This window comes from Flectobacillus sp. (assembly GCF_049240685.1).
In the GTDB taxonomy this organism is placed as follows: domain Bacteria; phylum Bacteroidota; class Bacteroidia; order Cytophagales; family Spirosomataceae; genus Flectobacillus.
This window is the reverse complement of the sequence record NZ_JBMLSD010000113.1, coordinates 34,260-49,758: the sequence shown is the minus strand read 5'-3', so window position 1 is coordinate 49,758 and position 15,499 is coordinate 34,260. Positions and strand designations below refer to the sequence as shown.

Sequence of the window (15,499 nt, the reverse complement as noted above, 5' to 3'; positions counted from 1 at the left end):
AGTGCAAAATTCCTACTTTATTCCCAACCTTCCAAATCTTTTTAACACTATTTTTCAAAGTTTTTTGTAAGTCGTTGAACATCAGAAACTACTATCCCTAAAAAAAATGACATCAAATTGATTCAACTCAATTGATGTCATCTCTCCAAATTTTCAAATACAATTAATACTTTGAATATTTATAAAAATATTTTTAATACCTAGCCTACTTCCAGGCGAAATCCCACTCCATGAACATTGCTGAGCTTGATTTTTTCGTCTTTACTAAGGTACTTTCTCAAACGAGTAATAAAAACATCCAGACTTCTACCTTTAAAGTAGTCGTCATCTCCCCAAATAGTAATCAAAATTTTGTCACGAGAGAGCGTTTCGTTTTTATGCAGAATCAAAAACGCTAACAAATCTGATTCTCGATGAGTAAGTTCTTGTTGAAAATCATCGATAGTCAGTTTAAGGTTTTTACTATCGTGTATATAACGTCCTATTTGAAACACACCATTGGAGACTGTAGTTTTTTTGCCTGTCCGTTTTAGGATGGCTTCAATACGTAAGACTAGTTCCTCGATACTGAAGGGTTTTGTCAAATAATCATCCGCTCCTAATTTGAGACCTTTGATACGATCTTCTTTGAGCGATTTTGCCGTTAGGAAAATAATAGGAATTTCACTTCCAGCTTTTCTAATAGTTTCGGCTAACGTAAACCCATCCATTTCGGGGAGCATTACATCAAAAATACACAAATCATATTCGTTTTGTTGGTAAGCCTTGTGTCCAGCTTTACCATCTACTTGTAAATCGATTTGATATCCCTCTTGTTCAAGATTATCTTTTACTACAAACCCTAGGCTTTCATCATCTTCGACGAGCAGAATTCTGGTCATTATATCAATATGTATATAGTTAGTTTATGATAAGTAAGAAGAAGCTGTTAATTAATAGTATACTAGTTATTGGATTACTCATCATAAGAAGAATATTATCCAAGCTTACCACCAATATATTACCAATTTAATCATTCCCGTTACTTAAGACAATTTATTAGGAAATATTCCCTATTGAGAAAATTTAAGTATTTGCTAATGTAGCCTATTTGGTCAAATAATCCAATTTATTAATATTTGCATAATTAATATAACTCGACAAAGTTATATACTATACAAAGACAGTACTATTATAAACACATTCATCAACAAATTATTATCTAAAACTCATGTCAACTATGAATCAATCCTCTAACCAACAACTGGTGGAGCAAATGATGAATCACCTAGAGAAGATAAAGCTAGGAGGTGGTCTCAAAAATATTGCCAAACAACACGACCGTGGAAAGCTTACGGCACGAGAACGCATTGCATACCTAATCGACCCTGATACAGATTTTTTAGAATTGGGTGCTTTTGTAGGTTTTGACATGTACAAAGAATATGGCGGATGCCCAGCAGGAGGTACAGTTGGTGGTATTGGATATGTTTCGGGAAAACAATGTATGATTGTTGCCAACGACCAAACCGTTAAAGCTGGAGCGTATTTTCCTATTACAGGAAAAAAGAATCTTCGTTTGCAGGAAATAGCATTACAAAACAGACTTCCTATTATTTATTTGGTGGATAGTGCGGGAGTTTTTCTACCAATGCAAGATGAGATTTTTCCTGACAAGGAGCATTTTGGTCGAGTTTTTTACAACAACTCTATTATGAGTGCGATGGGAATTACTCAAATATCGGCGGTGCTGGGAAGTTGTGTTGCTGGAGGGGCTTATCTTCCTATTATGTCAGACGAAACTTTGATGGTCGAAGGACAGAGTTCGATTTTTTTGGCAGGACCGTATTTGGTAAAGGCGGCTATTGGCGAAAATATTGACGCCGAAACACTAGGCGGTGCTGTCACACATACTGAGCTTTCGGGTAATGCGGATTATAAATTCAAAACAGAACAAGAGTGTTTGGACCAGGTAAAAAGAATTATTGGAAAGCTTGGCAAGGATACCAAAGCAGGTTTTAATAGAGCAACCCCTAGTTTGCCAACCAAAAATCAGGAAGAGATGTATGATATTTTACCAGAACTCAGAACTAAGCCTTATAATATGGTAGATATTATTGAGAGATTGGTTGATAATTCAGAGTTTGATGAGTTTAAAAAAGATTATGGTAAAACTATTTTGTGTGGCTATGCTCGTATTGACGGTTGGGCAGTGGGCATTGTCGCCAATCAGCGCTTGATTACTAAAAGTGGCAAAGGCGAGGTTCAGATTGGAGGGGTTATATATAATGATGGTGCCGACAAAGCCGCAAGGTTTATTATGAACTGTAATCAGAAGAAAATACCATTGGTATTTTTACAAGATGTTACGGGATTTATGGTTGGAAGTCGCTCGGAGCATTCGGGTATTATTAAGGATGGCGCCAAAATGGTCAATGCTGTAGCTAATTCGGTTGTTCCTAAAATTACGATTGTAATAGGTAATTCGTACGGAGCGGGTAATTATGCGATGTGTGGCAAAGCCTATGACCCTCGATTTATATATGCTTGGCCAAGTGCTAAAATTGCCGTAATGGGTGGCGAACAAGCAGCCAAGACTTTATTACAAACACAAATTGCTTCTATGCAATCGCAAGGAAAAGAAGTGTCGAAGGAAGAAGAAGAGCAATTACTCAAAGAAATTATTGAAAAATATAACACTCAAACAAGCCCTTATTATGCCGCAGCAAGACTATGGGTTGACGAAATTATAGACCCATTACAGACGCGCCGCGTAATTTCAGAAGGTATCGCAGCTGCCAACAATGCGCCAATCGAAAAAGAATTTAAAGTTGGTGTGATTCAAACTTAGTAAAGGATATTTGATATAAGCTGATTCACACAGTTTTTCTTCGTAATTTTGGAAAATGGTTTGAATGACAAGCCATCAGTCTTTCCATAGGGTAGATTGATGGCTTGTGCTTTATAAATCATATACCAAGATTGAAGGCGTTTTTTTGAAATATGAATTATTTAGAAGGTCTTAACGAACCGCAACAAGCGGCAGTACAACATATCAACGGCCCCCTCATGATTATTGCAGGGGCTGGTTCGGGTAAAACACGAGTTCTTACTTACAGAACGGCGTATCTTTTGGATAAAGGAATCGACCCTTTTCAGATTCTCCTATTAACCTTTACCAACAAGGCCGCAGGCGAAATGCGAGCAAGGGTCGAAAAAGCTGTAGGAAACGATGCCAAAAATATCTGGATGGGTACTTTTCACTCAGTATTTGCCAAAATACTACGTTTTGAGGGCAAACATTTAGGCTATACTCCTGACTTTTCTATTTATGATACCGACGACTCTAAATCTTTACTGAAAAGTATCATCAAAGAAAGAGGACTCGATGATAAGGTGTATAAGCCCAATGTAGTATTCAACAGAATCTCAGGAGCGAAAAACCGCTTGATTGGCCCAGATGAATATCTCAACAATCCCATCATTCAAGCAGATGACGCCGCAGCAAAACTACCCGAGATAGGACGATTGTACAAATTATATTCCTTACGTTGCTTTCAAGCCAATGCGATGGATTTTGATGATTTGCTTTTCAATACCAATGTATTATTTAGGGACCACCCTGTGGTATTAGATAAATATCAGCGGAAGTTTCAATATATTATGGTGGATGAGTTTCAAGATACCAACGTTTCTCAATATCTCATTATCAAAAAGCTTGCTGCCGTAAATAACAACTTGGCAGTAGTGGGTGACGATGCTCAGTCTATTTATGCTTTCCGTGGGGCTAATATTGACAATATACTCAATTTAGAAAAGGACTATCCAAACTTGGTAACTATTAAGTTGGAGCAAAATTATCGCTCAACTAATAGCATTGTACAAGCAGCCAACTCGGTTATTGCTAAAAATAAAAACCAGTTAAAGAAGAATGTTTTTACTGAAAACGAAGAAGGCTCTCCTATCGAGCTAATCAAGGCGGCTTCGGATAATGAGGAAGGACGTTTGATTGCGACTAATATTTTCGAAGCCAAAATGGCCTTGGGTTTGCGTAATACAGATTTTGCAATTTTGTATCGTACCAATGCCCAATCTCGTGCTTTTGAAGAGGCTCTTCGTAAGCTAAATATCAAATATCGTATTGTAGGTGGCTTGTCTTTTTACCAAAGACGTGAAATAAAAGACCTTCTTTCTTATTTACGTTTTGTTGTAAACCAACGAGATATTGAGGCTTTCAAACGTATCATTAATTTACCGAAAAGAGGTATTGGAGATACTACCATTGCAAGAATTGAAATCACAGCAGCCGAACAACAAAAATCTGTTTGGGAAATTGTAAGTAATATTCGTCAATATCAAGCAGGGCGATTTGCTGAAACGATTGAAGGATTTGCCGATTTGATTAAGTCATTTATTCTTATGACTCAAGTGCCGGGGAAAGATGCTTATGAAATTGCTAGTCACGTGGCAAAGGCTTCAGGTTTATTGAAAGAGCTTCATGAGGATAAAACCGTGGAGGGACTTTCTCGTTATGAAAACGTTCAGGAATTATTGAACTCTATCAAACAGTTTGTTGATAACTCCGAAACTGAAGACCATTCATTAGCCAGCTTTTTGCAAACAGTATCCTTATTAACTACTGCCGACGAAGATGACCCAGATGGGGACAACGACCGTGTAACCATGATGACAATTCACGGTGCCAAAGGTTTGGAGTTTAATCATGTGTACGTGGCCGGAATGGAAGAAGACCTTTTCCCTAGTCAAATGATGCTTCAAAGTCGGGCAGATTTGGAAGAAGAACGTCGTTTGTTTTATGTAGCTATTACACGTGCTGAAAAAAAACTAGTGATGTCTTATGCCGAAAGTAGATACCAGTACGGGAGATTAAAACCTTGCGAGCCAAGTAGATTTTTGGATGAAATAGACCCGAAATATTTGCAGTTTGCCAGAAATATCCGTCGTGCTGTCGAGGAAACACAGCGTGTGCCACAAGGATTTGTGAGACGTGTGGATAATCAGGCTGGAGTTGTATCTAACAATTTGCCTCTAAGCAACAAAACTGGCATATCCACAACAACCTCCAATCTGATTCAGAAAAAGCCTGTGGTCAACTCGGCACCAGCAACGTATGTACCTTCGCCAGACTTTGCTCCTAGTGATACCAAAAACCTACAAGAAGGCGACCGTGTGGAGCATTTAAAATTTGGTTTTGGTAAGGTCAAAAAAATGGATATTAATGGAAATGACCGTAAGGCAACCATTGAGTTTGAAGGAGGAGTTGGTGAAAAAACGCTTTTACTCAGTTTTGCAAAACTGAGAATTTTATCTTAAATACTCTTTTTTGAGATTTCTAAAAATATTAAACATACTATTGAAATGAAAAAAGTTGTAGTGCTCCTTTTTGTAGGCTTATTACTGTTTGGAAGTATGCTACCCAAGCTTATCGCTCTATTTAGTTCAAGCGATAACGAGGCAGGAACAGTCAGTACTATCACTGCGCCTACTTCATCTGCGATTGTTTCAAATGAACCTACTTTCAAGAAGGAAGGAGAATTAACTTTCCCGAAAATTCAGAAAAAAATTAGCATCGAAATTGCCGATAATGATGCCGAAACCACTCAAGGATTAATGTACCGCAAAAGTATGCCAGATACTTGTGGGATGTTATTTGTTTTTCCGGATAGTCAAGAAAGAAGCTTTTGGATGAAAAACACCTATATTCCATTGGATCTCTTGTTTATCAATTCTGATAAGGAAGTCATAACGATACAAGCTAATCGCCCACCTTTTTCAGAAGAAGCAATACCTTCTTACAAGCCTGCTCAGTATGTGTTGGAAGTAAATGCGGGATTTTGTCAGCGAAACGGCATTAAGCAAGGTGATAAAATTTCGTTTTAAACAAAAAAATAGGCAAGCATAGTGCTTGCCTATTTTTTTCGAGCATACCTAAAAAGTTTGACAGGAAGTTTATAATCTGTGGCTTCTCCAATGGTATAATAATCTATTCCAGTTCTTGAAAAGGCTATTCCTTCTCCTTGTGGCTCTTCACTTGCTGAGTAAGTGTAATCCAATAATTTGGCAGGACGAAGCAAAGCTTGTGCAATTGACTCGCCGTCGGCTCTTCTCCAATGGTAAACTTGACCATAATTTCGAATAAGAATTTCCTTATTGTCTGGCGAAATATCCCCCGCTGTTATGTAAAACATGGTATTTAGTGCGGTCGAGAATGTGACTTCTTCCACAAATTCAGCAGTCATGGTTTGGGTGTAAGATTGTGGATAGGGCAATCTATATAACCGCTGTTTTAAGTCGCGCTTCGATAGAATATATATATCCTTGGTACTATGATCGATAAACATACATTCGGCATCGCGGGCTCCATCTGGATACACATACGTAATTTTTTGTACATCTCTCAAGGTAATACTATTGCTAGATTGTACGGCCTGACTAGTAGCGTTCGGTTCTTTTACTCGATAAATTGTACAATTAGGATATACTGCCAGATTATCACCAATATCTCCGACATAAATATAAGTTCCGTCCGAAAAATTGGTTATAGCCATATCTTCCCAATCACGGTTCACTGCACCTTCCAAATAAAATTCTTTGGTTCCTTTGCCTAGACTGTCCATCAAGAAGATACGATTAGAATCTCCACTATCATTATGCGACCAAATCATTCCTGGATTCGTATAACTTGCTGCCAATCCGGAAGCTTCATCCAGACTGGTATTTTCCACCAAGCTTCCAACACCTTTCTCAAAATCATCGATAATTGGAGAAGGGCAATCGCTATTATTACAAGCCGAAAGTAGTATCAAAATAACTAATAATGGGTAATATTTCATTGAGTATTCATCGCACCTTTTCAAGTAAGTTCGCGATTAGTTTCGTCAGTTTCCTCGTTTTTGATTGTTACTTTTACTCTTTTGATGCGGCGCGTATCAACAGAAGCAATTCTGAATCTAAATTTATCAAAATCTATTTCTTCGCCAGCATGGGGCAAACGAGAAAATAACTCGATTAATAATCCAGCCAAAGATTCACTTTCACCTTTTACTTTATCAAAGAAGTCGTTGTCTATAGCCAACGCACGACACACATCATTTAGTGTAACTTTTCCTTCAAACTCAAAAGAACCATCCTCCAAACGCTTATAGCCTAAATCCTCTTCATCGTATTCGTCATTAATATCTCCAACGATTTCCTCGATGATATCCTCCATGGTAATAATTCCTTCGGTTTCGCCGTATTCATTTACCACAATAGCCATGTGAACACGTTTTTCTTGAAAGTCATAAAGCAAGTCATCGATTTTTTTACTTTCAGGAATAAAGAAAGCTTGATGAATAAGTTCTTGCCAATTGAAATATTCGTCTTTTTCAATATGAGGCAATAAATCTTTGATGTAGAGAACCCCTTCAATTTTATCAATTGTTTCCTTGTAAACAGGTACCCTTGAGTAACCAGATTTATTGATTTTATCCATCAATTCATGAAAATCCCATTCGATATCAAATGCTGTTACATCACGGCGGGGGCGCATGGCACTTTTGGCAGAAGTACTACCAAAGTTAACAATCCCTTTTAGGATATCTTTTTCTTGCGCCGAGGTACCCTGTCCAGTTGTAATTTCGAGTGCGTGGTTTAGTTCATCGGCTGTGATAGTGTATCCTTTTCTTTCTACTCGTTTTTCGATAATATTACTAATACCTAAGAGCAAGGAGGACAATGGCTTGAAGATAACACTAGCTACTTCGATTAGTGGCGCTGTCAGTTTGGCAAACTTCAAATTATTTTGTTGAGCCCAAACCTTTGGTATTAATTCTCCAAAAAAAGTAATGATAAAAGTTACCCCTACCAATAATATAAGCGTAGCCACCAACCCTTCTTTCTCCTCTTCTCCCAAAATTTGTTCGGTAAGAAAAGTAGATATAGTAACAAACGTAATATTTACAAGATTGATAGCAATGAGTAAAGTAGCCAGTAATTGTTGCGGTTTGTCGAGGAGTTTGGCAACAGTACGTTCGCTTCCACTATCGCTTTCACGACAGGCAGCGCGTTCGTCGGCAGATAAAGAAAAAAAGGCTACTTCGGAGCCAGCCAAGAGTGCAGAGAGACCCAGCAGGGCAATCAGGATGAGCGCATCGATACCATATACGCTGTAAGATGAGGTGCTTTCAACTTGAGCCAAAAGCACCCTAATCGGGTGATAATCGTCAGATAATCGAGTTTCCAAGGTTTGGTTTGTTTAGTTAAACAAATTTAGACTAACCGAATCTCTTAATAATCCGATTAGTCTAACAAATGATGAACCTGTTATTAGAATGGCAAGTCATCGCTATCCCCACCAGTATCAAAAGCAGGCGCTGGAGGTGTTACTGGAGCTGGATTAGGGCGAGCAGGAGCAGGCGCTGCTGCTACTGATGCACCTTCGTTATTTGCTCCATTGTCGCGATTACCGCCTCCTACTAAAGTCATAGAAGTACCACGAATACGAATACCCCGACGTGTGATACCATCTTTATCCACATATTCTTCGGCACGGATACGGCCTTCCACATAAACAGAATTGCCTTTACGCAAATACTGTTCAGCGATATTGGCCAATCCATCCCACAATTCGATGCGATGCCATTCTGTTTGTTCTACACGCTGTCCTTCACGATTTGTGTAGGTTTCGGAAGTAGCAATATTAAAATTTGCTACTTTTGAGCCACTTGGCAAAACTCTCACCTCTGGGTCAGAGCCTAAATTGCCCAATAAAATAACTTTGTTTACGCCAGCCATTTGGGTTAATTTTTTAAAATAGTTGTAAATGAATTGATAGGCATAAAATTAAATTTGGTGTGAAGCTTCAAATATTCGTGTAAGTGAATTTAATAAAAAACCTATCAATCTCCAACTATCTATTCTATTGAATACTATATTAAAATTTTTGATTCTTGAGTCAAATAATTGTTTACCAAAGTAGATTTAGGTAAATCGTCTACTTCGGCGAGGGTATAAAACGCATGATTTTCTGGCAAATTTATAGAAAAGTCTGCATTTACTCGTAAATGCCAAAACTTTGTTTGAATCTTTTGATGAGTTAATACATGGGTAAAATTTCTTGACTCATTCAAAATCATAGCATTAGAGGCAACCTCCATTAACCAATGGTCTTGCGCCAACGCATCGTCTAATGGAAGAGATTCTGAGGACTCCAGCAAATAAAAATCATACATACCTTCCCAAACGTCACGTCCTGTTCGTTTACGCATCACAAATTTTTCATTTTGTTCTATCAAGAAATAATGAAAAAAGCGCTCCTTCACTTTCACCTTTTTACTCTTAATAGGCAATACCGCTTGTCTTCCTTGGGCATGCGCTACGCATTCGTTAGCAAAAATACAAAACATACAATCGGACGGGGTTCCAGGAGTGCATTGCATTGCCCCAAACTCCATAATAGCCTGATTGTGGGTATTGGCATTATGGCTAGGTAAAAGTGCCTGTGCATATTCAGAAAATACTTTTTTTGCCTCGTTGGATGCAATATCTGTTTCTATTCCAAATACCCTTGAGAGTACACGATACACATTGCCATCCAATACAGCAACAGGTTCGTTATAAGAAAAAGAGGCTATTGCCGCGGCTGTGTATGCCCCAACTCCCTTCAGTGTAAGCAATTTCTGATAAGAGTCGGGGAAAATACCTTTATAATCATAAACAACCATTTTGGCAGTTGCATGTAAATTGCGGGCACGAGAATAATACCCAAGGCCTTGCCAAAGTCGTAATACCTCAGACTCCTCAGCGGCCGCTAGGTCAAAAACCGTAGGAAAAGCTTCGATAAATTTATAATAGTAGGGCATTCCCTGAACCACTCTGGTTTGTTGAAGAATTACCTCCGACAACCATATATAATAAGGATTAGTGGTATTCCGCCAAGGCAAATCTCGTTTATGGATTTCATACCATTGTATGAGTTTTTGAGAAAAAGGGAAATTAGATAAGTCAGTCATGCAAAGTAAAAAAACTTCCTGCTAAAGAAAAGAGTTGGTAAATATCCACGATTTTTTGTGCTCTTATCAAACTAAGTAAAGTCAAATCGTGTTTTGATTTAACCCATAAAATAAAGAATAGGTTTACGAAAGGAAAAATCTTTCTGAAATACATTCACAAATCCATTCTAGTTGATTTCCTAAAATTTAAGGATAAGATTTGGAATAAAACAATCCCAGAATAATCCATGATTCCTGAAAGAAGTACCATAAAAACCAAGGAATAATAGGAGAAAAGAAAGAAGTCTGAATTAGATTAAATTTAGAATTACAATTCAAATGGCTAAAAATTAAGCAATTACGAAAAAAAAGTTCAGACATTTATTTATTGATTCTTTCATATTTGAAAGCAAAGTCGTACCTTTGTGACCCTTAATAATCAGGGGCTTATAATTTGAGGCTGTGAGAGTTAGCAAAATTCACTGAAATCGACTTCATTCGATGCTAATTCAACTGAATTTTTTGGAAACTTATGGCAATCAACAACCATTGTTTATCATATTTTATTAACTCCTAAATTTTTTAAAAAAGTGACAAAAGCAGACGTAATCGCAGAAATCGCAGACAAGACGGGCATTGACAAGGCAGATGTATCTAGCACACTAGAGTCATTCTTCACTGTAGTTAAAGATAACTTGGCTGGAGGTGAACCTATCTACGTTCGTGGATTCGGTAGTTTTGTGAACAAGAAAAGAGCTAAGAAGGTTGCTCGTAACATCTCGAAAAACACTTCTATTGTGATTGACGAGCACTTTATTCCAAGCTTCAAACCTGCTAAAATCTTTATCGAGCAAGTTAAAACTAACGCTAAGTAATTTTTCGCAATAAGTTGTCCGTTATAGGTTATCAGTTATGAACTCATAGCCGATAACCCGTAACAGATAACATATCTGTAAACAACATGCAAAAGTCTTTTATCTTCATTATAGTGGTTGCACTGGGTACGGTAGGAGCTTTATATAGCCTTCCGAAGGTTGTGGTAAGTGACGAAAAAAAGACCTTAGAGCAAACAGCACAGACTGGCTCAGCCAATCGTGATAAAGCCGTTGAGTCGGAAGACACCCATCAGCACACCGAAGGTGAAGCTAGTGAAAGTCATGGGTCAACCCTTAGCCCCGAACAAAGCAAGGTAGTTGAGAGTTTACGAGCGAAATATTTAGGAAGTTCAAGCAAGCAAGCTAAAATCGAGGCAGCAAACGCACTTATTTCGAAGTTTACAGCATTTACAAGATACGACAGTGCTGCTTACTATGCAGAAGAAATCGTAAGACTTGATAATAATGAGGGCAACTTGATGAAGGCAGCAGATTTATATTATGAAGCCTTTACCTATGCACTCGACGATGCTAAAACCCAAAAAATGGGAGAAAAAGCTAGAAGCTTGTATCAGGAGATTTTAAACAAAAATCCGAACAACCTTTTAGCCAAAACAAACATGGCAATGACTTTCGTTTCGACGTCAAATCCTATGCAGGGTATTTCGATGCTTCGCGAAGTGATTGCTAAAGAACCAGAATTTGAACCAGCTTTGTTCAATTTGGGGATTCTGGCGATTCGGTCGAATCAGTTTGAGAAGGCCGTTGGACGTTTTAAGCAAATCCTAAAAATTAATCCTGCTAATTCAAAAGCTGCATTAAACTTGGGATATTGCTTAGCAGAACTCGACCGTACCGATGAGGCTCGCACTATCCTTGAGAAAGTTATGTCAAATAGTAAAGACCCTCAGGAAAAGGCAGCTGCCAATGAAATTTTATCAAAATTAAAATAAGTTCTCGGTAAGTTCCTACATTATCACTAAATTGTGCTTGAATAGGAATCTTCTGTGAAAACAACTAAAACAGATTTCGTAACATTTAAAACCTTTTAAAGTCATGCCTTGCGGAAAGAAAAGAAAAAGACACAAAATTGCAACACACAAAAGAAAGAAGCGTCTTAGAAAGAATAGACATAAGAAGAAGTAATCTGTAGCTAATGATTAGTACATATTGGTGCTAATCCTTAGTTGCTAATTACTAGAAAACAGGCTATTTTCTCCCGTAGAAAAGAGCCTGTTTTTGTCGTTTTTGTGAGATTGCTCGGTAAAACCCAAATTCATTGCTTATTTACTTTATTTTTTGGCAATAATTTACCTGCTCATGACAGCATGGTTCCCGTTGTATTATAGATTAGTCGTAGTACACAGCCACGCAATAAGTCAGCGATATTAAAAATCAAAAAACCAATAAAATACTATAGACTTACTATTACTTTATTGCATTCCCTTGGAATGACTTCCCAATTGTAAAATTCAGTTGCTTTATTTTATTCTATTTCTTACAACTTGCTTTTTACTCTTCGGCACGAACCCTTCTATATGTAGTTTGATGGCTTTGATTTTCTATTCACCAACCGCTCACAGCGACAAGATATATTCGTTTTCTTATATACTATTCACTTCTAATCCTTCAATCACCTGTGAGTAACGAATTAATCATCAATTCGACTCCCAAAGGTGACCGCATTGCTCTTTTGCAAGACAAAAGGATTGTGGAGTATCACTTAGAGGAGTCCGAACCACACTTTTCTGTTGGAGATATTTATCTCGGCACAGTCAAGAAAATGGTTACGGGATTGAACGCGGCCTTTATCGATATTGGTTATGAAAAAGATGCTTTTTTGCACTATCATGACCTTGGCCCTAATGTCAATTCCCTGAACAAATTCACCAAAGATGTTATCGCTGGAAGACATAATTCTGGAAGATTAGACAACTTTAAGCTTGAACCCGAAATAGACAAGCACGATAAAATTGATAAAGTATTAGGGAAAAATTCCCCTATTCTTGTTCAAGTCGTAAAAGAACCTATTTCGACCAAAGGCCCCCGCTTATCTTGCGATATTTCTATCGCTGGTCGCTATACAGTTTTGGTACCGTTTTCGAATGGCGTAAATATTTCGAAAAAAATTACTGCCAAATCCGAACGCCAAAGATTACACAAATTGATGTCGTCTATCAAGCCTGCCAATTTTGGCGTAATCGTTCGAACTGTTGCTGAAGGCAAAGATGTAGAGGAATTGGATAAAGATTTGAAGGAGTCTTTAGCCAAATGGGACTCAGGTATGAAAGCGCTCAAATCAGCAAAACCTCGCGACAAGGTCATCGGCGAAATGAGCCGTGCTACCTCTATGCTTCGTGATTTGTTGAATGAAAACTTCGATAGCGTAATTGTTGACACGCCAGAATTATTCCAAGAAGCTCGTGCTTATGTACAGCACATCGCACCAGAAAAAGAACGTATTGTAAAATTACATCAGGGCAAATCCAAAGTATTTGAACAATACGGCATCGAAAAGCAATTAAAAATGCTTTTCGGACGCTCAGTAAGTCTTCCTGCTGGTGGTTATTTGATTATCGAACATACCGAAGCTTTGCACGTAATCGACGTCAACTCTGGTAATAAATCAAATAGCGAAGAAGACCAAGAAGCAACCGCCGTAAGCGTAAATATCGAAGCAGCCAAAGAAATTGCTCGTCAGTTACGTCTTCGCGATATGGGTGGCATTATCGTTATCGACTTTATTGATATGAAGAAAGCTGAACACAAAAAGCTGATTCATGATATCATGAAGGAGGAAATGAAATCTGACCGCTCAAAATACACCATCTTGCCGCTTACCAAATTTGGCTTAATGCAAATTACTCGCCAAAGAGTTCGCCCAGAGATGAACGTGGTAACGTCTGAAAACTGCCCTACTTGTGGCGGTACAGGCAAAATCACAGCTAGTATTGTTGTTTCGGATGTAATCGAGCATCACCTCGAGCATATCATTATCAAGCAAAATGAGAAAAAACCAACCATCGTATTGCATCCTTTCTTACATGCATACTTTACCAAAGGTTTCCCTTCTCTTCGAATGAGATGGTATTTCAAATACAAAACTTGGGTCAATATTATCCAAGATAGCTCTTTTGGTATTACAGATTTTAAATTTCATAACAACCACGGAGAAGAAATCGAACTCAATGGTTAATGAATATAAAAACCCATCTATCCTTCATAGATGGGTTTTTTATTGTAGCTCTACCCCTATCCGATGCTTGCCTTGAGCTGTTCGAATGTTTATCTTTGCTTTATGTCTTTTCAAAAAAATAGAAACTATTGGTGGCTTAATCTCAATCCTAAAACTGGGTCGATTGAACAGCTCCGCTATCATCAGTCACAACTCTTTACCTCACATAACGAATTCGGAAATAAACGCCGTATTTATCAACACTTTCAAACCGTACAACAGGGCGATTGGGTGATTGGCTATGAAAGTACACCCGTCAAACAAATCAAAGCAATTCTCGAAATTACTGAACCATTACACCTTCATCCTGTAGCGGGCGAATCTATCGCCTTTTGTCTAAAAGAAAAACTCCCTTTCCCGATTGAATGGGCAGAGCTTAAGCAAATCCATTTTTTGAAAGATTCTGATATTCTAAAAAATAATCAAGGAAGTTTATTTCAAATCTCTGAAGACGAATTTGAAGCAATTCAGGCAATGATAGATTTACAAAAGGAATCTATCGTTGCCGAAAATATCATTGTTCCATTTGAAAGAAATGATGCTCTAGCTGATTTATTTATCGAAGCCGAACAATTTGACGAAATCGTTGAAACTCTTAAATACAAAAAGAATATCATCCTTCAAGGGCCTCCTGGGGTCGGTAAAACCTTCCTCGCCAAAAAGCTCGCTTATACGCTCATCGGTACAAAAGACGAATCCAGAATCAAAATGGTGCAGTTTCATCAGTCTTATTCGTACGAAGATTTTATCCAAGGCCTACGCCCCGATGGCGACGGCGGTTTTAAGCTCAAAAATGGCGTATTTTATGAGTTTTGTAAATTGGCTCAACGCAATGCAGGAATAGACCATTTTTTTATTATTGATGAAATAAATCGTGGAAATCTTAGTCGTATCTTCGGCGAATTACTCTTACTCATTGAAAATGATAAACGTGGACGAGCCAACGAAATCCCTTTGACTTATGGAGATAAAGATGCTGAACCGTTTTCGGTTCCAGAAAATCTGCATATTATCGGAACTATGAATACCGCCGACCGCTCATTAACTACGATTGACTATGCGCTTCGTCGTCGTTTTGCTTTTATCAGTTTACAACCATGTTTTAATGAACGATGGGTAAATTGCTTAGTCGGGCAAGGACTAGATAAGGAATTTGTAGAAGGTATTGCTCGAAAATTCAACCTACTCAATCAGGAAATTAGTCAAGATAGGCATTTACTAAAAGGCTTTCAAATCGGACATAGCTATTTTACACATTTTCCTGCAGGCGAAAACGCCCCAAAATGGTATAAGCGTATTATTCAACTAGAAATAGCTCCTTTGCTGGAAGAATATTGGTACGACCAGCCCGAAAAGGTACAAAATTGCGTTGAAGAACTGCTTGGGTAGCTATGGGCTTGTCTAGTTCGAGACTTAGT

Annotated in this window: 12 protein-coding genes; 7 read left to right on the top strand and 5 right to left on the bottom strand. The window is 38.0% G+C overall.

Going from position 1 to position 15,499, the window contains the following annotated elements:
• Positions 1–200 precede the first annotated feature (200 nt).
• The gene (locus ACOVQ4_RS05150) at positions 201–881 is read right to left on the bottom strand and encodes a response regulator transcription factor (RefSeq protein WP_421819584.1); all 681 of its coding nucleotides are present in this window, start codon (positions 879–881) and stop codon (positions 201–203) included.
• Positions 882–1,219: 338 nt separating this feature from the next.
• Here ACOVQ4_RS05150 and ACOVQ4_RS05145 point away from each other — a divergent pair, with 338 nt between their 5' ends.
• From ACOVQ4_RS05145 to ACOVQ4_RS05135, 3 genes are all read left to right on the top strand, one after another.
• Positions 1,220–2,830 carry an acyl-CoA carboxylase subunit beta gene (locus ACOVQ4_RS05145; protein WP_421819583.1) on the top strand — a complete coding sequence of 537 codons (1,611 nt, stop codon included), beginning with the start codon at positions 1,220–1,222 and terminating at the stop codon, positions 2,828–2,830.
• 152 nt (positions 2,831–2,982) lie between these two features.
• Positions 2,983–5,313 carry an ATP-dependent helicase gene (locus ACOVQ4_RS05140; protein WP_421819582.1) on the top strand — a complete coding sequence of 777 codons (2,331 nt, stop codon included), beginning with the start codon at positions 2,983–2,985 and terminating at the stop codon, positions 5,311–5,313.
• Between the two features lie 45 nt (positions 5,314–5,358).
• The gene (locus ACOVQ4_RS05135; RefSeq protein ID WP_421819581.1) at positions 5,359–5,880 is read left to right on the top strand and encodes a DUF192 domain-containing protein; all 522 of its coding nucleotides are present in this window, start codon (positions 5,359–5,361) and stop codon (positions 5,878–5,880) included.
• 29 nt (positions 5,881–5,909) lie between these two features.
• Here ACOVQ4_RS05135 and ACOVQ4_RS05130 read toward each other — a convergent pair whose 3' ends face one another.
• The 4 genes from ACOVQ4_RS05130 to mutY form a co-directional block, all read right to left on the bottom strand.
• Positions 5,910–6,833, bottom strand: a complete 924-nt coding sequence (locus ACOVQ4_RS05130) for a hypothetical protein (RefSeq protein WP_421819580.1) — start codon at positions 6,831–6,833, stop codon at positions 5,910–5,912.
• A 20-nt stretch (positions 6,834–6,853) separates the two neighbouring features.
• Positions 6,854–8,224 (bottom strand): gliding motility-associated protein GldE, encoded by a 1,371-nt coding sequence (gene gldE, locus ACOVQ4_RS05125; RefSeq protein ID WP_421819579.1) that lies wholly within the window; start codon positions 8,222–8,224, stop codon positions 6,854–6,856.
• 83 nt (positions 8,225–8,307) lie between these two features.
• Positions 8,308–8,775, bottom strand: a complete 468-nt coding sequence (locus ACOVQ4_RS05120) for a single-stranded DNA-binding protein (protein WP_421819578.1) — start codon at positions 8,773–8,775, stop codon at positions 8,308–8,310.
• A 134-nt stretch (positions 8,776–8,909) separates the two neighbouring features.
• Positions 8,910–9,992 carry an A/G-specific adenine glycosylase gene (gene mutY, locus ACOVQ4_RS05115; protein WP_421819577.1) on the bottom strand — a complete coding sequence of 361 codons (1,083 nt, stop codon included), beginning with the start codon at positions 9,990–9,992 and terminating at the stop codon, positions 8,910–8,912.
• A 569-nt stretch (positions 9,993–10,561) separates the two neighbouring features.
• On the opposite strand from mutY, the gene ACOVQ4_RS05110 reads away from it, so the two are divergent.
• From ACOVQ4_RS05110 to ACOVQ4_RS05095, 4 genes are all read left to right on the top strand, one after another.
• A complete protein-coding gene (locus ACOVQ4_RS05110; protein WP_095160139.1) occupies positions 10,562–10,846 on the top strand; it encodes an HU family DNA-binding protein in 285 nt (94 codons plus the stop codon).
• A gap of 86 nt (positions 10,847–10,932) precedes the next feature.
• Positions 10,933–11,799: a tetratricopeptide repeat protein gene (locus ACOVQ4_RS05105; RefSeq protein ID WP_421819576.1), complete on the top strand. Its 867-nt coding sequence runs from the start codon at positions 10,933–10,935 to the stop codon at positions 11,797–11,799.
• A 686-nt stretch (positions 11,800–12,485) separates the two neighbouring features.
• Positions 12,486–14,042 (top strand): Rne/Rng family ribonuclease, encoded by a 1,557-nt coding sequence (locus ACOVQ4_RS05100; RefSeq protein ID WP_421819575.1) that lies wholly within the window; start codon positions 12,486–12,488, stop codon positions 14,040–14,042.
• Positions 14,043–14,144: 102 nt separating this feature from the next.
• Positions 14,145–15,470 carry an AAA family ATPase gene (locus tag ACOVQ4_RS05095; protein WP_421819574.1) on the top strand — a complete coding sequence of 442 codons (1,326 nt, stop codon included), beginning with the start codon at positions 14,145–14,147 and terminating at the stop codon, positions 15,468–15,470.
• The last annotated feature ends 29 nt before the right edge of the window (positions 15,471–15,499 follow it).

What these genes read in the sequence shown, in the direction of transcription:
- ACOVQ4_RS05130 (WP_421819580.1), bottom strand. Translation starts at nt 6,833, where the DNA reads ATGAAATATTACCCATTATTAGTTATTTTGATACTACTTTCGGCTTGT.
- ACOVQ4_RS05135 (WP_421819581.1), top strand. Translation starts at nt 5,359, where the DNA reads ATGAAAAAAGTTGTAGTGCTCCTTTTTGTAGGCTTATTACTGTTTGGA.
- ACOVQ4_RS05150 (WP_421819584.1), bottom strand. Translation starts at nt 881, where the DNA reads ATGACCAGAATTCTGCTCGTCGAAGATGATGAAAGCCTAGGGTTTGTA.
- ACOVQ4_RS05105 (WP_421819576.1), top strand. Translation starts at nt 10,933, where the DNA reads ATGCAAAAGTCTTTTATCTTCATTATAGTGGTTGCACTGGGTACGGTA.
- ACOVQ4_RS05140 (WP_421819582.1), top strand. Translation starts at nt 2,983, where the DNA reads ATGAATTATTTAGAAGGTCTTAACGAACCGCAACAAGCGGCAGTACAA.
- ACOVQ4_RS05095 (WP_421819574.1), top strand. Translation starts at nt 14,145, where the DNA reads ATGTCTTTTCAAAAAAATAGAAACTATTGGTGGCTTAATCTCAATCCT.
- ACOVQ4_RS05120 (WP_421819578.1), bottom strand. Translation starts at nt 8,775, where the DNA reads ATGGCTGGCGTAAACAAAGTTATTTTATTGGGCAATTTAGGCTCTGAC.
- ACOVQ4_RS05145 (WP_421819583.1), top strand. Translation starts at nt 1,220, where the DNA reads ATGAATCAATCCTCTAACCAACAACTGGTGGAGCAAATGATGAATCAC.
- mutY (WP_421819577.1), bottom strand. Translation starts at nt 9,992, where the DNA reads ATGACTGACTTATCTAATTTCCCTTTTTCTCAAAAACTCATACAATGG.